Raw genomic sequence first — 20,552 nt, 5'->3', positions numbered from 1 at the left:
GAGATCCCCGATTCCTTAGTGAATGCCATAGATGGTTACGAAAAGGCCGATCCAGACCACGTCGACGAAGTGCCAGTAGTAGGACACGACGATCGCGCTGGTCGCCTGCTCACGGGTGAAGCGCTTCGCGGCGTACGTGCGTCCCAGCATGAACAGGAACGCGATCAGTCCACCCGTCACGTGCAGGCCGTGAAAACCCGTGGTCAGGTAGAACACGGAGTCGTACGCGGAGTGCGACAGCGTGTGCCCCTCGTGGGCCAGCTCGCTGTACTCGAACAGCTGGCCGCCCACGAACACGGAGCCCATCAGGAAGCTGACGATGTACCAGAAGCGCAGCTTGGCGACCTGGCCCTTCTCAGCCGCCCACACGCCCAGCTGGCAGGTCACACTCGACAGGACCAGGATGATCGTGTTGGCCAGGGCGAACGGGATGTTCAGGTGGGCCTCGGGCCAGGGCAGTCCCTGGCCGATGCTCACCGACCGGATGGTGAAGTACATCGCGAACAGCGCCGCGAAGAACATGAGCTCGGAGGACAGCCAGACGATCGTCCCGACGCTGACCAGATCGGGTCTGCGGGACGAGTGTGCTGTCGTCGTCGTTGAAATTGCGGATGCTGTCGCCACGGGCAGCATTATTGCGGCTCTCCTGGTCGGGTCGCCGCACGACCCCCCGATAGGGGGTGCCTACGTCCCCACAAAGTGGACGTATGGGGCAATTCGCTCACCCCTGGCTCCGGCCTGGGTCCCCGGACCGGCAGACCGGTAGCATCCCAGGTGACCATACATCGACGAGGGATAGTGAGCGCGACCGTGAGCACCGACGACAAGATGAGGGTCCTCGTCTACAGCGACGACGCGAGCACCCGTGAGAAGGTGCGGCAGGCGATCGGCCGCCGCCCCGCCGGGGACGTGCCCCTCGTGGAGATCGTGGAGTGCGCCACCCACGCCAAGGTCGTCCAGCACTTCGACTCCGGGGAGATCGACGTCGCCGTGCTCGACGCCGAGGCCCAGCCGGCGGGTGGCATGGGCGTGGCCCGCCAGGCCAAGGACGAGGTCCACGACTGCCCGCCGATCTGCCTGCTGATCGCCCGCCGCGACGACCGCTGGCTGGCCGAGTGGTCGCGCGCCGAGGCCGTCGTGCCGCAGCCGATCGACCCGGTCGTCCTCGCCGAGACCGTCGCCGACCTGATGCGCCGCCGCCTGTCCACCCGTCTGTCCGCCCGGTAGATCCCCCGGAACCCCCTGGAGACCCCCATGGACGCGCGTACCACCTGGCCCGCGCTGTTGTCCGCCCTGATCGCGGGCGAGCACCTGACGGCCGACGAGACCGCCTGGGCGATGAACCAGATCATGTCCGGCTCCGCCACGTCCGCCCAGATCGCGGGTTTCGCGGTGGCGATGCGGGCGAAGGGCGAGACGGTCGCGGAGGTGACCGGCCTGGCGCGCACGATGCTGGAGCGGGCCACCCCGCTGTCGGTCGAGGGGCCCGTCGTCGACGTGGTCGGCACCGGCGGCGACCGCGCCCACACCGTCAACGTCTCCACCATGGCCGCGATCGTGGCCGCGGCGGCGGGGGCCAGGGTCGTCAAGCACGGCAACCGGGCCGCCTCCTCCTCCTGCGGCGCCGCCGACGTCCTGGAGCACCTCGGGGTCGTCCTCGACCTGGCCCCGGCCGACACCGCCAGGGTCGCGGTGGAGGCCGGGATCGCCTTCTGCTTCGCGCCGGTCTACCACCCGGCGCTGCGCTTCGTGGGCCCCACGCGCAGGGAGCTCGGCATCCCCACGGTCTTCAACTTCCTGGGCCCGCTGACCAACCCGGCCAGGCCCGCCGCCCAGGCGATCGGCATCTTCGACGCGGGCATGCTCCCCGTCGTCGCGGGCGTCTTCGCCGAGCGCGGGGTCTCCGCCCTGGTCTTCAGGGGCGACGACGGACTGGACGAGCTCACCATCGCCACGACCTCCACGGTCTGGGTGGTGCGTCAGGGCGCCCTGGAGCAGGTCGTCTTCGACCCGGCCGCCCTCGGCATCCCCAGGGCGGCGCCCGACGCGCTGCGCGGCGGGGACGTGGAGTTCAACGCCCAGGCCGTCCGCGACCTGGTCGGCGGCAAGACCGGGCCGGTCCGCGACGCGGTCCTGCTGAACGCCGCCGCGGCGCTGGTCGCCCTCGACGGCGCGGGCGAGGGCCCGGACGCCGGTGCCGGTGACGACCTGAACGCCGCGATGGCCGCGGGCTACGAGCGCGCGACGCGGGCCGTCGACTCCGGCGCCGCCGCCGAGACCCTCGACCGCTGGATCGAGATCAGCCGGGCGCTGAAGCCGTCCTGACCTTTTCCGGCCGGGCTTGTCCTGGCCTGTCATGAAGGACCGTGCAGAACCCCGGCCGCACTCCCGGAGATCTTCGGGAGTATGGCCGGGTCACGGCACCGGAGGTCCTCCCCTCTCGGGCGGATGCAAGATCCGTCCAGGAGAGGATGTATCGCCGGGCGGAGCCGTTCTAGATTGCGGCCATGTGGCGTGCTGACCTGCTGGCCGAGCCGATGTTCCCCATCCTGCTGTCGTGCGCGGCGCTCGTACTGTGCGCGGCCGTGGCGAGCCTGGCGTGGGAGCGCAGGCTCCTGCTGCTGAGGCTCAGATCCTGGGAGGCGAGGTTCGCCGACCAGGGGGAGGCCCTGGCCGGCGCCCAGCTAGCCGAGAGGCGGGCGCGCATCGCCCGCGAGCTGCACGACGTCGTCGCCCACGGGGTCAGCATGATGACGCTCAAGGTGGGCGCCGGACGAATGATCATGGACAAGGATCCCGAGCGGGCCAGGCAGACCCTGCGGGTGGCCGAGGAGTCGGGGCGTCAGGCGCTCGTCGAGCTCCAGCGCGCCCTGTCGCTGCTCGACCTCGACGGCCCCTCGACCGGCAGGACGCCCCAGCCCAGGCTGTCCGACCTCCGCGACCTGCTTGCCGGGGTCAGGGAGCAGGGCCTGCGGGTGGACGTGGTCGAGGACGGCAGGCCCGCGGAGGTCGGGCTCGCCCTCGAACTGGTGGCCTACCGGATCGTCCAGGAGGCGCTCGGCAACACCCTGCGGCACGCCGGTGCCCACTCGGCCCGCGTCACGCTGCGCTGGCGGCCGGGTTTCCTCGACGTCCTCGTACGGGACGACGGCAGGACCGTCCCCTCGGCCGCCGCGGGGCACGGCCTGCTCGGCATGCGCGAGCGGGCCACCCTGTTCGGCGGGACGCTCGCGGCCGGGACCCTGCCCGGAGGGGGGTTCGAGGTGCGGGCGCGGCTGCCCACCGCGGGCGAGACGGGAAACGGCGCGGGCGAGGGGGAGGTGACCGTCGCCGCACCCGTCGGGCCGCGCCGGGGCCCCACCGGCGCGGCTGAGGAGGACACCGCCGGACCCGCCACCCGTACCGGAGAAGGGGCCCTCACCGCTTCCGGACCCGCCGGGCAGTGCCCCGGTCCTGGGTCGTAGGGGCTGTACGGGCCGGGGTCAGTCGGACTCGCCGAGGCCGATCGAGAAGGCGGCGTCCAGGTCGTGCCGTGAGTAGGCCCGGAAGGCGACGTGGGTCTCGGTGTGCAGCACCCCGTCGACCTTGTTGATCCGGCCGGGGACGACCTCGGCGATCTCCTCGTAGGAGGTGACGCGGACCATGGCCATCAGGTCGTACTCCCCGGTTATGGAATAGACCTCGCTCACCCCGTCGATCGCGGCGACCGCCTGGGCGACCTCGGGGATCCGGTCCACCTCGGCGTTGATGTGAACGATCGCGGTGACCACGAGCTTCCTCCTCGTTGAGTGCGGCTTGCCGCCTCAGAAGCTACCAGCGCGGCCGTCAGCCCAGCGGGCGGCCCTCACGTGCCCGGCGCGGCTCGGCCGTGCGGTAGGCGCGGTCGATGCGGGCCTTGAGCCGCCCCGCGCCGGACACGGGCAGGCTCCAGGTGCCCTCCACCTGCACCAGCCGCACCCCCGGCGACTCCAGCCAGCGCAGGACGCACTCGGTCTCCTCGGCGCTCGCCGCGTGGACCGGACCCGGCCCCGGCGGCACCGTCTCCGCGGTGGCGGTCAGCGCCTCGACGAACGGGGTGGGGTGGGCGCCCTTCGGCATCACCCCGGCCGAGGCGAGCCGCCCGTACCGGATGACGTGGATCTCCCAGGCGCCGCCCGGCAGGGGGGCGGCGGCGACCATCTGGGAGATCGCGGTCAGCGACCGCAGCCGCTGCATGCGGGCCGAGGTGCGGACGTAGGAGGCGAGCCGGTCGCGGTCGACGGCGGCCTCCTCGTAGCGCTGGTCCAGGGCGAGACGCTCCATCCTGGCCTCGATCGCGGAGAAGACCGGGGCCGCGTCCAGCTCCATCGCCCGGCGGGCCGCCACGACGTGCACGGCGTACTCGCCGGGGCTCTGGCGGCCCTCGCACGGCGCCCCGCACCTCCCGATCTCGGCGAGGGCGCAGGCGGACCGCCTGGTGCGCGGGGTGATCCGCTCGGTGCACTGCCGCAGCGGGACCGTCTCGTGCAGGGCCGTGCGGGCGTCCTCGGCGGCGCGGGTGCTGTTGAACGGGCCCAGGTAGGAGGCGTCGTCGTCCTTGACCTCGCGGACGACCGACAGGCGGGGGAACGGCTCGTCGGTCAGCTTGAGCCAGAACATCTTCTCGGGGAAGCGCGACCTGCGGTTGTAGCGGGGCTTGGCCGAGCCGATCAGCCGCAGCTCCCTGACCTCGGCCTCCAGCGAGGTCGCGCAGGCGATGGACCTGACCCGCGCGGCGATGCCGATCATCTCGCGGACGCGGGGCCTGGTCTCGCTCGCGGTGAAGTAACCGCGCACGCGGTTGCGCAGGTTGCTGCTCTTGCCGACGTAGAGGGGGTCGCCGCCCTCGTCCTCGAACACGTACACGCCGGGGCCCGCCGGGACCGAGTCGGCCAGGTGCCGCTTGCGGCGCTGCTCGGGGGTGGGCGCGCGGACGAAACCCTTGAGCTCCTCCAGCGTCCGCACCCCGAAGGAACCCGCCCGCTCCAGCAGGGCGTGCAGCACGTCGACGGTGGCCCGCGCGTCGGCGAGCGCCCGGTGGCAGGGCTCGGTGCTACTGAAGATCCTGGCCAGCGTGGACAGCTTGCAGTTGGGCGCCTCGTCGCGGGTGAGCAGCTTGCGGGCCAGGTCGACGGTGTCGACCACCTGGTGGGCCGGTGGGGGATAGCCGTGCGCGGCGCAGGCCGCCCTGACGAACCCCAGGTCGAACCCCGCGTTGTGCGCGACGAGGGTGGAGCCCGCGGCGAACTCCAGGAAGGACGGCAGCACCGACTCGATCCTCGGCGCCGCCACCACCATGCTGTCGGTGATGCCGGTCAGCACCGAGATGAACGGCGGGATCGGCGAGCCGGGGTCGACCAGGGTGGCGAACTCGCCGAGCACCTCGCCGCCCCTGACCTTGACCGCCCCGATCTCGGTGATCGCGTGCTCGCCCGCCGAGACGCCGGTGGTCTCCAGGTCGAACACGACGAAGGTGATCTGGCTGAGCGGGGTGCCCAGCTCGTCGAGTGTTCCCTGCACGGCGTAGTCCACGATTCACGACCTTAGAAGCCTCGACCGACATTTACCGCACCACCCCCTTCCCGGGCCGGTGCGCACCGAGCGCCGGGAAACCCTCGGTTTCCGCGCGCCCGGGAGGGGGCTCCCGGGTGGCCTGCGTCACAGGGCGGCCCGCACAGTCGTAACCCACCGGCAAGTGCTTGTCCACAGAGTGTTCACGGCCTCGTCGGCCGCCGGTCGATTCGCGGTCAGGTCGGGGTCAGGGTGCGGTAGCCGTACCCTTGACGTGAAGACCGATCCGAGTAGGGGCCGTGATGAGTTCAGCCGGAGAGGGCCTGTCTCGTCCGTTACCCGAGCAGGTCCGCTTACATGTCGTGGAGCTGGCCTCCCAGATTCTCGGTTCGATGCCCGCGGCCTCGGTGCCGCCGCCGCTGAAGGGGATCGCCAGGTTCGAGCCCCGCAAGCGGGCCAAGCTGGGCGGCGCCCCGATCGCCGCGCAGCTGGAGATCGACAAGAAGTTCCGCGAGCTGGTCGCCGAGACGTTGACCGCGGGCTGGCCCGAGCTGGTCGCGAGCCTCGCCGAGGGCACGGTCCCGCCGGCCGCCGAGCCCGTCATGGTGGCCGCCGCCGCGTACCTCACCCGGCCGCCGGGCTGGGCGGACATGGTGGAGGCGGCCCGCGCCGACCTGGAGCGGTCGGTCGCCGTGGCCGAGGGCTCCGCGCAGGAGCAGACGGTCTCCCGGCTGCGCGAGCAACTGGTCGCCCAGAAGACCGCGGCCAAGGAGGAGTCCGAGCGGCTGCGCGAGCAGCTCAAGACCTCGCGTTCGGAGGTCTCCGACCTGCGCCGCAGGCTGCACGACGCCCGCGAGCGGACCAAGGCGGCCGAGGCGCGCGCCGCCGCCGCCCAGGAGGTGGCCGAGGAGGCGAGGGCCAGCGCGCTCTCCGCGGGGAGCACGGTGGAGAGCGAGCTGCGCCGCCTGCGCGAGCGGCTGGCCGACGCCGAGCGGCAGCTGGAGTCGACGCGCAGGGCCGCCCGCGAGGGCCGCAGCGTGGAGGACACCAAGGTCCGCATGCTGCTCGACGCCCTCCAGGACGCCGCCGCCGGGCTGCGCAGGGAGCTCGCCCTGCCCTCGGGCATCCACCGTCCCGCCGACTCGGTGGCCTCGGTGGCGCCCGGCAGGCAGGGGGTCCAGGCGGTTCCCGCGCGGGCGCTCGCCGACGACGACCCCGCCCTGCTCGACCAGCTGCTCGCGCTGCCGCAGATCCACCTGATCGTCGACGGCTACAACGTGACCAAGACCGGTTACGGCACGTTCACCCTGGCCGACCAGCGCAGCCGTCTCCTCACCGGTCTCGGCGCGCTCTACGCGCAGACCCGTACCGAGCTGACCTGTGTCTTCGACGGCGCCGAGCTGAACGGGCCGGTCCCGGTGTCGGCGCCCAGGGGGGTACGCGTGCTGTTCAGCGCCCCGAACCAGATCGCCGACGACCTGATCCGCCAGCTGGTCCGCGCCGAGCCCGCGGGGCGCGCGGTCGCGGTGGTCTCCTCGGATCGCGAGGTGGCCGAGTCGGTCCGCAGGATGGGCGCCAGGCCGGTGCCCTCGGTGCTTCTTCTCAGACGTCTGGGGCGCGCGTAAACCTTTCATGGTCGTGAGGCATCGGATCACCCAGGAGGTTTGATTCGATGAAGAAGATCATAACGCTCGCACTCGCCGTCCTGGCCGTGGGAGCGACCGTCACCGCCCCCGCGGCGGCCACGACGGTCGCCATCCCCAAGGGCTTCCTGCTGTACGAGAAGGACGCCGCCAAGAAGGACAACGACCCCGAGACCAACTGGAAGGTCGGCAACTCGGCGAAGGTCAGGCTGGCCGTCGACCCGTGTGACAGGAGCACGCTGGCCGCGACCGGCCGGGTGGCCGCGCGGACGGTGACGTTCACCGGCGTGCCGGACTTCATGAAGGTCGAGCAGGTGATCCTGTACGGCTCGCGGGCCTCGGCCGTCTCGGCCGTCGCCCAGGTGCGCGCCGCCCTGACCAGGTGTAGGGCCAGGACCGACTCGGGCTCCAGCTACCGCTACGCCTCCTTGCGCCTGACCGGGCTCGGCGACGAGGCGCTGAAGGTCTCCGGCCAGGTCTACTACGGGAGGAAGGCCGGGGTGGGCGGTGACCGGAGCGTGCTGGTCAGGAAGGGCAACGCCGTCCTGGTCTATCTCTGGGCGGGGGAGTACGCCAAGCCCGAGAGGAGTGACTGGACCGTCCAGCTGCGCGACGCCAAGAGGATGACCGCCAAGATCTGCGACGTCGCCACCTGCGGGTAGCGCGACCGTAGCGCGACCGGGGTCCGGCCGGACCGCCTCCCACCTTCCGCTTCCCGCGAGTGGGAGTCCGGTCGGGGCCCGGCCAGCTCCTCGTGGCCGGGGCCCGGCCGCGAGGTAAAGCGCTTCACCTGATTTTCACCGGCGAGTAAGGAGCAAACCCGACGAAAAGGTGAGTCGGTCATTACTTTTTCTGTACTATTCGCCGCAGGTCTGGTGCAGTCGGGAGGCGTTGACGTGGCCGTGGCGGGTTTGCCGGTTGGACTGATTCGGATGCCGCTGGCGGCCGGGCTCGCGCTCGCGCTGCTGACATTGCCGGTGAGCGAAGCGTTCGCCGAGCCGAAGCCGACACTCGCCCAGGCCAAGAAGAAGCTGGAGAGGCTCAACGAGCAGGCCGACCAGGTCGTCGAGAAGTACAACCAGGCCTCGGAGAAGTGGAAGCGGGCCAGGAAGAAGTACCAGACGCTGAACGACGACCTGACCCGCCAGAACGAGCAGGTCGCCGGGTTGCGCAAGGAACTCGTCACGATGGCCGTCAGCACGTACCAGGTCGGGGTGATCAACAGCTGGGAAGGCATGATCCAGCAGTCCGACCCCGGTGCCCTGCTGAGCGGCCTGGCCGCCGCCGACCAGCTGTCCACCTCCCGCGCCCAGTCCCTGAGCGCCTTCGACGAGGCCACCAAGGCGCTGCGGACCAGCAGGGACGAGGCGAAGAAGGCCCTCACCGAGGCCGACGAGACGCGTGACGACCTGGCCGGGGAGAAGGCCAAGGCCGACAAGATGGTCAGGGCCCAGACGAAACTCCTGCGCGAGCTCGACGTCTTCAAGACGGGCAACCCCGAGAGCTCCGGGATCCAGTACAACGGCTCCGCCTCGGGCAACGCCCGCGCCGCGCTGCAGTTCGCCTTCGCCCAGGTCGGCAAGCCCTACCAGTACGGCGGCACGGGCCCCGGCGGCTGGGACTGCTCCGGCCTGGTCCAGGGGGCCTGGCGCAGCGGCGGAGTCACCCTTCCCCGGACGACCTGGGAGCAGTGGAGCTGGGGCGCGAGCCGGAAGGTCTCGCTGAGCGAGCTCCAGCCGGGCGACCTCATCTTCAGCGAGGGCCTCGGTCACGTCAGCATGTACGCGGGCAACGGCCAGATCGTGCACGCCCCGCAGACCGGCGACGTCGTCAAGGTCGTCCCGCTATCCGCCTACGGCCGCCGTATCGTCGGAGCCGTCCGCCCCTGACCTCGGCGGGCCGAGGGTCCTCGCCGACCTTGTCGGCGGTGCCGGAAGCCTCGGCGGTGCTGGAGGGCTTCGCGGTGCCGGGAGACTCTGTGACGGTGGAAGGCTTCGCGGTTCCGGAAGACGGGCCCGAGGTGGCGCGGAGAAGATCGCGCACCTCCTCGTCGGTCGTCTGGGTGAAGTCCCGGTAGGACTGCCCGACCGCGAAGAAGTGCGACGGCGTGGTGGCGCAGACGACCTCGTCCACCACGGCGGCGAGGTCCCGGCAGGCGGACTCCGGCGCGGTCGGCACGGCGACGACGGTCCTGGCGGGCCGGAGGCGGCGCAGGGCCTGGAGGGCGGCGCGCATGCTCGCCCCCGTCGCGAGGCCGTCGTCCACCACGATGACGGTCCTGCCCGCGAGGTCCGGCGGCGGGCGCCCCTCACGATAGGCCCGCTCGCGCCGGAGCAACTCCTCCCCCTCGCGCCGGGCGACCCGCCGGACGATCTCCGGTGCGACGCCGAGGCCCCCGACGACGCCCTCGTTGAGGACGGTCACCCCGCCGCTGGAGATCGCCCCCATCGCGAGCTCCTCCCTTCCGGGAGTGCCGAGCTTGCGGACGAGGAAGACGTCGAGGGGGGCGCCCAGGGCCGTGGCGATCTCGTACGCCACCGGCACGCCGCCCCGGGGCAGGCCCAGGACGACGGTGCCGGGCTGCCCGCGGTACCTGTCGAGAAGACCCGCGAGCACTCGGCCCGCGTCGCGTCTGTCGTGGAACAAGCGGTTCGACATGATGACCGCCTCCCTGAGGTACGCGCCTGCCGTACCCTCTTCAAAATTTCTCAAACGGGCATAAAACCCGACATATGGCACCGGCGAATTGAAGATCGCCGAGACGGGTTTCCGGGGGGCGATCCACGGTGCCCGCGCGTGCGCCGGGTCGCGCGGCCCCCTGGCCGATCGCCGGGAACGGTCCATCCCCCCTGATCAACCCCGAATCGCGACAAGTGTGACGAATATTACAAAATCGTGATCTGCAGATCTTTATCTCAAAGATGTGACGAGAGTCATATCTCAATGGCATAAATGGCCATTAAGCAGGGGTAACGAAAAGATCAAGAGGGCTCGTTCGCCCTCCTGACTTGGGGAAAGCTTTGCCGAAAGCCGGAGATCGGGGTAACTTCTGGCGTCGCGACGTGCAAGCCACGCCGTCGCGGCGAATGTCGGTCTTCGGGCCGGTGTCCCTATAGAAATCCAACCGGCCGCCGTGCCCCCACCCGGGGGCAGGGCTCATCACGGCGGCCTGCCGAATCTATGCAGCCAGGAGGCATAGAACCGGGGACCCAAAAGGCCCAGCACAGCGCGGCCAGGGGTGAATCGGCATATTTTGCCGTAGGGCATCTTCCAAGCCCGAATCCGTCAGCTAACCCGGTAGGCATCAGTGGAAGTCCCAAGGAGAAATCCTGTCTACCACCCCGCACAACCCCCGTCTGTCGCGCCTTTTCCGCCTTTCCCTCGGCGGTATCGCCCTCACGTTGACCGCCTCAGCCGGAGCGGTCACCCTCGGGTCCACGGCGGCGCAGGCGACGGCGGACGGTCCCTCCGAGATCCTGGTCAACACCGCGGCCGGTGTCTCGGAGCAGGTCGAAAGCACCACGGAGACCGCCACTCAGGCCACGACCACGGCGAAGGCCAAGGGCAAGGCCAAGCTGAGTAAGGCGGCACTCCAGAAGGTCCGGGCCGGCAAGGCGGTCTCGGCGGCCAAGAAGCAGATCGGCGATCCGTACCGGTGGGGAGCCTCCGGTCCCGGAGCGTTCGACTGCTCGGGGCTCGTCCGATACGCCTGGCGCAAGGCGGGCGTGTCCCTCCCCAGGATCACGCACAGCCAGTACAGGTCGATCAAGAAGAAGGTCTCGTGGAGCAAGTTGAACCCCGGTGACCTGCTGTTCTTCAGCGGCAAGGGCCACGTCGGCATGTACGTCGGCAAGGGCAGGATGGTCCACTCGCCGAGCAGCGGCAAGACGGTTCGCATCGTGAGGCTGGCGGGCTACTACAGGTCCTCCTTCGCCGGAGCGGTACGGCCCGGAGCCTGAGCCCACACCCGGACCCGGAGCTCGCATACGGGCCCGGACCCTGAGCCTGCGTCCGGGCACGGAGCCCGGGGCCCGCGCCTGAGCACGGCGTCCGAAGTACGGCGCCCAAGCACAGGAGCCCGAGCCCACGTCCGGGCACACGCCCGAAGGCATACGCCCGAAGGCACGTGCCCGAGCACGGAAAAGCGGCCCCGGCCCTCCTCACGGAGGGCCGGGGCCGCTTCGTGTCGGTCGAGTACCATCGGCTCGTATGTCCGTCCCGAAAGGGCGCCGCGCCGTGCTCGCCGGGATGCTGGCGCTGATGAGCGCCGCTCCGTTCGCCGGGACGGGCCCCCTCCTGGCCGGAGCCGCCCCGCTCCCGCGCGCCCCCCGCCACCTTCCCCTGTACGACCCCCTGTACGACGCCCCGTACGTCCCCGCGAGCCCGCGCGACCTCCACGGCCTGTGGCCGGGCGCCGCCGTCACCGTCCGGGGTGAACACTCCCTCGTGATCGGTCACGGCGTCCCGGCCGCCGTCCTGCGGGATCTGGCGGCCAGGGCCGACCGGGCCCGCGCGACGATCGCGGAGATCTGGGGGCCGGTCCCCGCGGTGATCCTCTTCCCCGCCACCGACGCCGAGGCCGCGGCGCTCGCCGGGGCCGGGAGCACCCGCGGCCTGGCCGCGATGGCGACCGCGGACCGGGTGATCGTCCTGCCGTCGGGGTACGCCAGGCTCACCGCGACCGGCAGGGACGTGGTGATCACCCACGAGCTCGCCCACGTGGCCACCGGCGCGACCCGGGGCGGCCGGGTGCCGATGTGGCTGTCGGAGGGCTTCGCCGACTACGCGGGCTACCGCGACGCCGGGATCGCGGTGCGCACGGCCGCCGCCGAGCTGGCCGCCGAGGTGCGTTCGGGCGTCCTGCCCGGCAGCCTCCCGGGCCCGGCCGACTTCGCCCCCGGCGCGCCGAGGCTCGCGCAGGCGTACGAGGAGGCGTGGCTCGCCTGCCGGTTCGTCGCGGAGCGCTTCGGGGAGAAGGCGCTGGTGAGGCTCTACGGTAGCGATGTCGGGAGCACACTTGGGCTGCCGGTGGCCGAGTTCACCGAAGCCTGGCGCGACTACCTCAGGAAGGAACTCACGTGACGCTGAGCACGACGGACGCGCCCTCGGGCGTGCGGCCGGCGGGGTGGGCGCTGGCCGGTCTGGGGGTGGCCACGCTGGCGGTCGTGGCGCTCACCACGCCCTGGAGGACGCTGTCCGAGGGGGCTCCGGCCGTCGCCCCCGACCCGGCCCGCGACTTCACCCCCGAGCAGATCGCGAGGGCCGAGACGTTCGACGCGCTGGTCAGCCGCCCCGGCTACCTGTCGCTCGGCCTGACGCTGGTCGTGGCGGGGGTGCTGGTGGCCACCCCGCTGGGCGCACGGCTCGCCGGTCGGCTGCCGGGGCCGTGGTGGCTGCGGGCGCTGCTCGGCGTGCTGGTGCTGTCGGTGGCCGTGGCGATGCTGCGCTGGCCCCTGGGGATGTGGTCGGAGAGCTACCTGCGCGACTTCGGGCTGTCCACCCAGACCTGGCCGGCGTGGTCGGCCGACCGGGCCAAGAGCACCGGTATCGGCGCCGGGCTGACCGCGATCATGGTGGTGGCGGTGATCGGCCTGGCACGGCGCTTCCGGCGCTGGTGGATCCCCGCGGCGGCCGGGGCGTTCGCCCTGACCGTGGCCGCCTCCTTCGCCTACCCGGTGCTCATCGAGCCGGTCTTCAACGACTTCAGGCCGCTGGAGGCCGGTCGGCTCCGCGACGACCTGCTCGCCATGGCCGCCAGGGACGGTGTGCCGGTGGAGAACGTGCTCGTCGCCGACGCCTCCCGGCGGACCACCGCGCTCAACGCGTACGTCTCCGGATTCGGCGCGACCCGCAGGATCGTGGTCTACGACACGTTGCTCCGCGCGCCCGCCGACGAGGTCGAGCTGGTGGTCGCGCACGAGCTGGGCCACGCCAAGGCGGACGACGTGCTGTGGGGCACGCTCGTCGGCGGCCTGGGCGCGGCGTTCGGGGCGTGCCTGCTCTACGTGGTGACCTCGGCGGGGGGTGTGCGGCGCCGGGCGGGGGTCGCCTCGCTCGGCGACCCGGGGGCGGTGGGACTGGTGATGGGGGTGCTGAGCCTGGCCACGGTCCTGTCGGGGCCGGCTCAGAACCTGGTGAGCAGGCATATCGAGGCCCGCGCGGACGTGCACGCGCTGAACCTGACCAGGGACCCGGCGACGTTCGTGGCGATGCAGAAGCGGCTGTCAGTTACTAATATTTCGGATTTATCGCCTGATTTCATTGAGTATGTACTTTATGCATCGCATCCCACGGCACCGCAGCGCATCGCCCTGGCGCGCTCCTGGGCCAGGCTGAACGGCCTCCCGGAACCGTGAACCGCACGCTGGTCGTCACGAACGACTTCCCGCCCCGCGCCGGGGGGATCCAGTCGTTCGTGTACGGTCTCATCGCCCGCCGCCCGCCCGGCTCCGTCGTCGTCTACGCCCCCCGGTGGACCGGCAGCGCGGCCTTCGACCTGCGCCAGCCGTACCCCGTCGTGCGGCACCCCACCTCGCTGATGCTGCCCACTCCCGCCGTGGCCCGCCGGGCCGCCGGGCTGGTCGCCGAGTTCGGGTGCGACACCGTGGTCTTCGGGGCGGCGGCGCCGCTCGGGCTGATCGCGCCCAGGATGCGCGAGGCCGGGGCCCGCCGCGTCGTCATGGTCACCCACGGCCATGAGGCGGGCTGGACCGGGATCCCGATCGGCCGCCGGGTGCTCGCCAGGATCGGGGCGAGCGCCGACGTGGTCACCTACCTCGGGGAGTACACCCGGCGGAGGCTGGCCCGGGTGATAGCCGAGGACAAGCTGGTGCGGCTCGCGCCCGGCGTCGACACCGGGGTGTTCCACCCGGGGGCCGGGGGAGGGCGGGTGCGCGCGGAACTCGGCCTGGGAGAGCGGCCGGTGGTGGTCTGCCTGTCCAGGCTGGTGCCGCGCAAGGGCCAGGACACGCTCCTGCGGGTCTGGCCCGGCGTGATCCGGGACGTGCCCGGCGCGGTGCTCCTGATCGTCGGCGGGGGCCCTTACCGCAGGACCCTGGAGCGGCTGGCCCGGCCGCTGGGCGGTTCGGTCAGGATCGTCGGCCCCGTGCCCGAGGCGGAGCTGCCCGGCCACCTCGCCGCGGGCGACGTGTTCGCCATGCCGTGCCGCACCCGTCTGGGCGGCGTCGACGTGGAGGGACTCGGCATCGTCTATCTGGAGGCCTCCGCCAGCGGCCTGCCCGTGGTGGCCGGTTCCTCGGGTGGCGCCCCCGACGCCGTGCTGCGCGGGGAGACCGGCCTGGTCGTCGACGGCACCCGCCCCGACGAGGTCGAGGCGGCCCTGGTCGGCCTGCTCAAGGACCCGGCCGGGGCGCGTGCCATGGGGGAACGCGGGCGGGAGTGGGCGGCCCGGGAGTGGAGCTGGGACCTCGCCGCCTCCCGCTTCGCCCGTCTTCTGGAGCCCGCGGAGACCCCTTAGCAATACGACAGCCGTACGACCGGCCCTGTCCGTCGCCTGTCCGTCGCTTGTCCGCCGGAAGAAGACACCCGGAGCCCGCGAAGGCTCCCGGGCGCGTCCGGCGGAGCCGGGAAACGGCACCGGCCCCGTACGTCGCGGAGACGAACGAGACCCGCGGGCCCCGGGCGCGCCCGGAGCCCGCGAAGACCCCTCAGCCGTAGAGGGACTCGACCTGCTTGGCGAAGTCGCGCATCACGATGTTGCGCTTGATCTTCAGGGTCGGGGTGAGGTGCCCGCTCTCCTCGCTGATGTCGATGTCGAGGATGGTGAACTTCTTGATCTGCTCCGCCTTGGAGACGAACCTGTTGGCGCCGTCCACCGCCTTCTGCACCTCGGCGACGATGGCCGGATCGGAGCTGAGGGCGGCGAGGTCCGCCCCCGTCTTCCCGTTGGCGGCCTTCCACTGCTCCAGGGCCTCGACGTCGAGCGTGACGAGCGCCGCGACGAACGGCCTGTCGTCGCCGACCACCATCGCCTGGCTGATCAGCGGGTGGGCGCGGATGTGGTCCTCCATCGGGGCCGGGGCGACGTTCTTGCCCGCGGCGGTGACGATGATCTCCTTCTTGCGCCCGGTGATGCGCAGGTAGCCGTCCCTGTCGAGTTCGCCGATGTCGCCGGTGTGGAACCAGCCGTCCGCGTCGATCGCCTCGGCGGTCGCCTCGTCGTTGTTCCAGTACCCCTGGAAGACGTGGCGGCCCTTGACGAGCACCTCGCCGTCCTCGTCGATGCCGATGGTGACGCCGGGGAACGGCTTGCCGACGGTGCCGATCTTGTTGGCCCCGGGCATGTTGACCGCGGACGGCGCGGAGGTCTCGGTGAGTCCCCAGCCCTCCAGGGTCTCGATGCCCACGCCGCGGAAGAAGTGGCCGAGCCGCTCCCCGAGGGCGGAACCGCCGGACACCGCCGTCGTCAGCCTGCCTCCGGTCGCGGCGCGGATCTTGCCGTAGACGAGCTTGTCGAACAGGGCGTGCTTGAGCTTGAGACCCAGTCCCGCGCCACCCGCCGACTCGGCCCTGCTCCAGGCGACGGCGGTGTCGGCCGCGGCGTGGAAGATCTTCCCCTTGCCCTCGGCGGTCGCCTTCTGCTCGGCGCCGTTGTAGACCTTCTCGAACACGCGGGGCACGCCCAGCAGGAACGTGGGCCTGAAGGCCTGGAGGTCGGGGGCGACGTTCTTCATGTTGGGGGTGTGCGCGAGGATCGTGCCCGTCTCGACCAGCACGACCTCGATCATGCGGGCGAAGACGTGCGCGAGCGGCAGGAAGAGCAGCACCGCCCTCTCGTCCACGGTGAACAGGCGCTCCAGGGGGCCGTTCGCGACGTTCCTGGCGGTGAACAGCAGATTGTCGTGGGTCAGGCTGCAGCCCTTGGGCCTGCCGGTGGTGCCCGAGGTGTAGACGATGGTCGCCAGGTCGGCGATGCCGCGCCCGGTCCTGCGTTCGGCGAGCGTGCCGTCGGTGACCTCGGCGCCGAGCGCGGTGAGCTCGTCCAGGGCGCCGCCCTCGATGCGCCAGACGTTCTTGAGGCCGGGCAGGCCGGACGCGTCCTCCCTGACGGTCTCCTCGTGCGACTCCAGCTCGACGAACACGGCCTTCGCGCCGCTGTCGGAGATGATCCAGGCGGCCTGGTCGGACGAGGAGGACTCGTAGATCGGCACGCCGACCGCCCCCGCGGACCAGATCGCGTAGTCGATCACGGTCCACTCGTAGCGGGTGCGCGACATCAGGGCCACCCGGTCGCCGGGCTCCACCCCCGCCGCGATCAGGCCCTTGGCCACCCCGGCGACCTGGTCGCGGAACTCACGGGCGGTGACGGCGATCCAGTCGTCGCCGACCTTGCGGCGCAGGGCGACGACGTCGGGCTCCTCCTCCGCACGCCGGAACACCGTGTCGGTGAGGTTGGCGGAGGCGGGGACATCCACCAGCACGGGGACGCTGTACTCGCGCACGGGTCACTCCTGGAGACGCACGATCGATGGGCTGCCTGGAAGTTATCGCGATAAGTTACGCATGGGTAAATTCGTCACCCAGGCGTTATCAAGAGTGATTTCACCGTAGCAAGTACCGTCGCGCCGGACCGTTGGCCGCGCCGGGCGCCTCCCCGTCACGCCCGTGCCCCGCGAGGTTCATCACATATGACGGTATTCACCGGTGGTTAGGATGTCGGACATGCGGGTTCACGTCGTCAGCGACGTTCACGGGAGAGCCGACGCCCTGGCCCGCGCGGGGGACGGCGCCGACGCGCTGATCTGTCTGGGGGACCTGATCCTGTTCGTCGACTACGACGACCACTCCCAGGGCATCTTCGCCGAGCTCTTCGGGGCCGAGCGGACGGGGGAGTTCATCGCGCTGCGGACGGCCAAGCGGTTCGACGAGGCGCGGGCCATGTCCTCCGGGCTGTGGGCCTCGCTGGAGGGCGACCCGCGCGAACACATCGAGCGCTCCGTCCGGCGGCAGTACGGCGAGATCTTCGCCGCGATGCCGACCCCCGCGTACCTCACCTACGGCAACGTGGACCTGCCCGCCTACTGGCCCGAGTACGTCCGGGAGGGCCACCACGTGCTCGACGGCGAGACCGTGGAGATCGGCGGTCTCCGGTTCGGCTTCGTCGGGGGCGGGCTGCGCACCCAGTACCGGACCCCGTACGAGATCGACGACGAGGAGTTCGCCCGCAAGGTCGAGGCCGTCGGCGAGGTGGACGTGCTCTGCTGCCACATCCCTCCCGCGATCCCCGAGCTGCTCTACGACGTGGTCGCCCGGCGCTTCGAGCGGGGCAGCGAGGCCACCCTGGAGGCGATCAGGCGGACCCAGCCGCGCTACGCCCTGTTCGGCCACGTGCACCAGCCCCTCGCCGCCCGCACCCGGGTCGGCAGGACCGAATGCCTCAACGTGGGGCACTTCCGCAACCGAGGCGCCCCCTACGTCCTGGAGTGGTAGCCGCACCGAAGCGGCGGACACGCGAGGTGTCCGCTTCGTACCACCGCTTCCTGTCACCTTCCTGTCGCCGTGGCGGCCACGCCCGGCGCCTCCTGGGCGTACGCGGACGATCGTGAAGCAGTACGGTTGCCCCATGGCTGATCGCACCACCTCCAGCATCACGATCGGCGCGGACCGGTCGACCATCATGACGGTCATCGCCGACTTCCCCTCGTACCCGGAGTGGGCCGGTCAGGTGAAGGCCGCGCGCGTCCTCTCCACGGGGGAGGACGGCCGGCCCGCCACGGTCCGGTTCGTCCTCGACGCGGGCGTGATCAGCGACGAGTACACCCTCCGCTACACCTGGCACGACGACGAGTCCGTCGACTGGAGCATCGCCGAGGCGGGAAAGATGGTCTCCGGGCTCACCGGGAGCTATCGTCTTGCCGACGCGGGCGGCGGCACCCAGGTGACGTACGAGCTCGCCGTCGACCTCAAGGTCCCGATGATCGGCATGATCAAGCGAAAGGCGGAGAAGGTCATCATCGACACCGCCCTGAAGGGGCTGAAGAAGCGCGTCGAGGCCCCATGAGCGTGGGAGGACCGGGCGCGCGGCCCGGCGCGGTCGCGGAGCGGGGCCCCGCGCCGTCCCGCCGGGAGCCGTCCCGCCGGGAGGCGGTGTGAGCAGGGTCCTGCTCTTCACCGGCAAGGGCGGCGTCGGCAAGACGACCGTCGCCGCCGCCACGGCCACACTCGCCGCCCGGTCCGGGCTCAAGACCCTGGTGGTCTCCACCGACACCGCCCACTCGCTGGCCGACGCCCTCGGCGTGCGGGCGGGCGGGGAGCCCACGGAGATCGCGCCCGGCCTCTCCCTCCACCAGGTCGACACCCAGCGGGCGCTGGAACGCCAGTGGGGCGAGCTGCGCGACTACGCCAGGGGCGTCTTCGCCGACCTCGGCCTCGACGAGGTGACCGCCGAGGAGATCACGGTGCTGCCCGGCGCCGAGGAGATCATCGCCCTCCTCGAACTGCGCGAGCAGGCGCGCACCGGGCTGTGGGACGTCATCGTCATCGACTGCGCCCCGACCGCCGAGACGCTCCGGCTGCTCGCCCTGCCCGAGGCCCTCGACTGGCACGTGAACCGGCTGCTGCCCATCGGCAGGCGGCTGCTGAGCACCCTCTCCCCGCTGGTCCGCCGCCTGGCGCAGGTCAGCGTGCCGGAAGACCACGTGATCGGCGCGGGGGAGCGGCTCCACCGGGGCCTGATGGAGGTGCGCGAGCTGCTCACCGGGCCCGGCGCGAGCGTCCGGCTGGTGCTCACCCCCGAGGCCGTCGTGCTCGCCGAGGCCCGGCGCACGCTCACCTCCCTCAGCCTGTACGGCTACCGGGTGGACTCGGTGATCGCCAACCGCGTCTTCCCCTCCGAGGGCGCCGACCCCTGGCGGCAGAAGTGGGTACGGGCCCAGGCCCGGCACCTGGCCGAGGTCGAGGAGTCCTTCGCGCCGCTGCCCGTGCGCGTCGTGCCGTACCTGGAGGCCGAGCCCGTCGGCCTCGACGCCCTCGCCGCCGTCGCCGAGGCCATGTACGGCGAGGACGACCCCTTCGCCCCGCCCTCCGTCGACCCGCCGCTGCGGATCACCGCCGACGGCGAGCTGATCCTGGCCCTGCCGCTCGCGGACAAGGACGAGGTGGATCTGATGCGCAAGGGTGACGAGCTGATCGTCAACGCCGGTTCCTACCGGCGTGTCCTTGCCCTGCCCGTCGCGCTGGCCCGCAGGCCGGTGCGGGACGCCGCGCTCCGAGATGGGTTTCTCCGGGTACGGTTCGAATCGGGAGGGCCTGATGACCGATAACACGAACGACGCCGAGAAGACCCCGAAGCCGCGCGCGCCGAGGAGGCCACGGAAGGCCGCCGCCGACGCCGTGACGCCGCCGCCCGAGGCCGAGAGCACCGGGGGCGCCGAGAGCACCGGGGACGCCGGTAAGGCCCAGAAGGGTCGGCGCACCGGGAAGACCGCCCAGACGGCACAGACGGCACAGAAGGGCCGGAGCGCGGAGCCGGCCGGGAAAACCCCGAAGGGCCGGCGTACCGGAGCCTCCAAGTCCGTCGAGTCCGTCGAGTCCGTCGAGTCCGTCGAGTCCGTCGAGTCCGTCGAGTCCGTCGTACGGGTGGAGCGGGTGGAGGACGCCGGGGAGCCCGCGCGGGCCGGGCGCGTCGAGAAGGTCGCGCGCCTGGAGGTGGTCGAGGTGGAGGCCGTGGTCGAGGCCGGGGCCGCGCCCGCCGAGCCGGCCCCTCGCGCCGGGCACACCCCGGACCCCGCCCAGGTCTCGCCTGCCGAGTCGGCCCCGGATGCGGAGCGGGCCGGGCGCGACGCGCGCGCCGAGTGGTTCGAGCGCGCCGAGCGGGTCAGGCGCGAGGAGCGGGCGGCCGCATGGACCCCGTGGGCCCGGCCCGGCGACCGCGCCGAGCCCGAGGGACGCGACAGGGCCGCCGAGGCCGGGGAACGGGCCCGGGACGAGCGCGCCCAGGGCGGCAAGGACCCGCTGGGCACCGCCGCCGAGGAGGCGTTCAAGCTCTTCGACACCCTGCAGCGGAAAGCCACCAGGGAGCTGCGCAAGAATCTGGTCAAGGGCACGATGACCGGTTTCGGCGGCGCGTTCTCCGCTGGCGGGCGAGGAAGAAGAGAGCGGGACGTGTGGGAGGAGGCGGTCTCGGAGCATGAGGAGTACATCTGCCGGGCCTGCCCCGTCTGCCGCGCGATGGCCGCGCAGCGTGAGTCGGGCGGTGCCGTCACCGACCACCTCATGCAGGCGGGCACCGAGCTGTTCGCCGCCTTCAAGTCGGCCGTCGACGGACTCGGCAAGCCCGCGCCCGCGCAGCGGGAGCGCGAGCGAGGAGACACCCCTGTGGAGCACATCGACCTGGGGTGAGCCCAGGGGGAGAGGATGAAC

The 20,552-nt window shown here is 71.8% G+C and carries 19 protein-coding genes and 1 riboswitch; of the genes, 14 read left to right on the top strand and 5 right to left on the bottom strand.

What is annotated here, in order from left to right:
* Nucleotides 1–15: 15 nt before the first annotated feature.
* On the bottom strand, nt 16–633 hold the full coding sequence (ctaE, locus tag ABD817_RS07940; RefSeq protein ID WP_344916553.1) for an aa3-type cytochrome oxidase subunit III: 618 nt from the start codon (nt 631–633) through the stop codon (nt 16–18).
* A gap of 195 nt (nt 634–828) precedes the next feature.
* Between ctaE and ABD817_RS07935 the strand changes: the two genes are divergently transcribed.
* The 3 genes from ABD817_RS07935 (at nt 829) to ABD817_RS07925 (ending at nt 3,464) form a co-directional block, all read left to right on the top strand.
* Nucleotides 829–1,227: a DNA-binding transcriptional response regulator gene (locus ABD817_RS07935; protein WP_344917239.1), complete on the top strand. Its 399-nt coding sequence runs from the start codon at nt 829–831 to the stop codon at nt 1,225–1,227.
* 27 nt (nt 1,228–1,254) lie between these two features.
* Entirely contained in the window at nt 1,255–2,325 is a 1,071-nt protein-coding gene (gene trpD / locus ABD817_RS07930; protein ID WP_344916550.1) for an anthranilate phosphoribosyltransferase, read from the top strand.
* A gap of 182 nt (nt 2,326–2,507) precedes the next feature.
* Nucleotides 2,508–3,464: a sensor histidine kinase gene (locus ABD817_RS07925; RefSeq protein WP_344916548.1), complete on the top strand. Its 957-nt coding sequence runs from the start codon at nt 2,508–2,510 to the stop codon at nt 3,462–3,464.
* An 18-nt stretch (nt 3,465–3,482) separates the two neighbouring features.
* On the opposite strand, the gene ABD817_RS07920 is transcribed toward ABD817_RS07925, so the two are convergent.
* Nucleotides 3,483–3,770 (bottom strand): Lrp/AsnC family transcriptional regulator, encoded by a 288-nt coding sequence (locus ABD817_RS07920; protein ID WP_344916545.1) that lies wholly within the window; start codon nt 3,768–3,770, stop codon nt 3,483–3,485.
* A 55-nt stretch (nt 3,771–3,825) separates the two neighbouring features.
* Entirely contained in the window at nt 3,826–5,550 is a 1,725-nt protein-coding gene (locus tag ABD817_RS07915) for a DEDD exonuclease domain-containing protein (protein ID WP_344916543.1), read from the bottom strand.
* 281 nt (nt 5,551–5,831) lie between these two features.
* On the opposite strand from ABD817_RS07915, the gene ABD817_RS07910 reads away from it, so the two are divergent.
* The 3 genes from ABD817_RS07910 to ABD817_RS07900 all read left to right on the top strand — a co-directional run bounded on the left by ABD817_RS07910 (nt 5,832) and on the right by ABD817_RS07900 (nt 9,061).
* On the top strand, nt 5,832–7,154 hold the full coding sequence (locus ABD817_RS07910; RefSeq protein WP_344916540.1) for an NYN domain-containing protein: 1,323 nt from the start codon (nt 5,832–5,834) through the stop codon (nt 7,152–7,154).
* 47 nt (nt 7,155–7,201) lie between these two features.
* Nucleotides 7,202–7,834, top strand: coding sequence for a hypothetical protein (locus ABD817_RS07905; protein WP_344916539.1), 633 nt, complete (start codon nt 7,202–7,204; stop codon nt 7,832–7,834).
* Nucleotides 7,835–8,104: 270 nt separating this feature from the next.
* Entirely contained in the window at nt 8,105–9,061 is a 957-nt protein-coding gene (locus ABD817_RS07900) for a C40 family peptidase (RefSeq protein ID WP_344916537.1), read from the top strand.
* Here ABD817_RS07900 and ABD817_RS07895 read toward each other — a convergent pair.
* Nucleotides 9,003–9,830 (bottom strand): phosphoribosyltransferase, encoded by an 828-nt coding sequence (locus ABD817_RS07895; protein WP_344916535.1) that lies wholly within the window; start codon nt 9,828–9,830, stop codon nt 9,003–9,005. The genes ABD817_RS07900 and ABD817_RS07895 overlap by 59 nt on opposite strands.
* A gap of 502 nt (nt 9,831–10,332) precedes the next feature.
* Nucleotides 10,333–10,491, top strand: a riboswitch (cyclic di-AMP (ydaO/yuaA leader).
* A gap of 82 nt (nt 10,492–10,573) precedes the next feature.
* Between ABD817_RS07895 and ABD817_RS07890 the strand changes: the two genes are divergently transcribed.
* The 4 genes from ABD817_RS07890 to ABD817_RS07875 all read left to right on the top strand — a co-directional run bounded on the left by ABD817_RS07890 (nt 10,574) and on the right by ABD817_RS07875 (nt 14,649).
* On the top strand, nt 10,574–11,131 hold the full coding sequence (locus ABD817_RS07890; protein ID WP_344916533.1) for a C40 family peptidase: 558 nt from the start codon (nt 10,574–10,576) through the stop codon (nt 11,129–11,131).
* Nucleotides 11,132–11,381: 250 nt separating this feature from the next.
* On the top strand, nt 11,382–12,254 hold the full coding sequence (locus ABD817_RS07885) for a gluzincin family metallopeptidase (protein ID WP_344916531.1): 873 nt from the start codon (nt 11,382–11,384) through the stop codon (nt 12,252–12,254).
* Nucleotides 12,251–13,528 carry a M48 family metallopeptidase gene (locus tag ABD817_RS07880; RefSeq protein WP_344916529.1) on the top strand — a complete coding sequence of 426 codons (1,278 nt, stop codon included), beginning with the start codon at nt 12,251–12,253 and terminating at the stop codon, nt 13,526–13,528. Before ABD817_RS07885 ends, ABD817_RS07880 begins: the two co-directional genes overlap by 4 nt.
* On the top strand, nt 13,525–14,649 hold the full coding sequence (locus ABD817_RS07875; RefSeq protein WP_344916527.1) for a glycosyltransferase family 4 protein: 1,125 nt from the start codon (nt 13,525–13,527) through the stop codon (nt 14,647–14,649). Before ABD817_RS07880 ends, ABD817_RS07875 begins: the two co-directional genes overlap by 4 nt.
* Before the next feature lie 190 nt (nt 14,650–14,839).
* Here the strand turns inward: ABD817_RS07875 and ABD817_RS07870 are convergent, their stop codons facing one another.
* Nucleotides 14,840–16,633 (bottom strand): AMP-dependent synthetase/ligase, encoded by a 1,794-nt coding sequence (locus ABD817_RS07870; RefSeq protein ID WP_344916525.1) that lies wholly within the window; start codon nt 16,631–16,633, stop codon nt 14,840–14,842.
* A gap of 220 nt (nt 16,634–16,853) precedes the next feature.
* On the opposite strand from ABD817_RS07870, the gene ABD817_RS07865 reads away from it, so the two are divergent.
* From ABD817_RS07865 to ABD817_RS07850, 4 genes are all read left to right on the top strand, one after another.
* On the top strand, nt 16,854–17,621 hold the full coding sequence (locus ABD817_RS07865; RefSeq protein WP_344916523.1) for a metallophosphoesterase family protein: 768 nt from the start codon (nt 16,854–16,856) through the stop codon (nt 17,619–17,621).
* Nucleotides 17,622–17,754: 133 nt separating this feature from the next.
* Complete coding sequence (locus ABD817_RS07860; protein WP_344916521.1) at nt 17,755–18,192, top strand: SRPBCC family protein; 438 nt, start codon at nt 17,755–17,757, stop codon at nt 18,190–18,192.
* An 88-nt stretch (nt 18,193–18,280) separates the two neighbouring features.
* Complete coding sequence (locus ABD817_RS07855) at nt 18,281–19,453, top strand: ArsA family ATPase (RefSeq protein WP_344916519.1); 1,173 nt, start codon at nt 18,281–18,283, stop codon at nt 19,451–19,453.
* The gene (locus ABD817_RS07850) at nt 19,443–20,531 is read left to right on the top strand and encodes a hypothetical protein (RefSeq protein ID WP_344916517.1); all 1,089 of its coding nucleotides are present in this window, start codon (nt 19,443–19,445) and stop codon (nt 20,529–20,531) included. The genes ABD817_RS07855 and ABD817_RS07850 overlap by 11 nt, the downstream gene beginning before the upstream one ends.
* Nucleotides 20,532–20,552 lie beyond the last annotated feature (21 nt).

Origin of the sequence: Streptosporangium oxazolinicum (assembly GCF_039537505.1) — a bacterium.
Taxonomy (GTDB): domain Bacteria; phylum Actinomycetota; class Actinomycetes; order Streptosporangiales; family Streptosporangiaceae; genus Streptosporangium; species Streptosporangium oxazolinicum.
The sequence above is the reverse complement of the archived record's forward strand: the minus strand, read 5'-3'. Positions and strand labels throughout refer to the sequence as shown.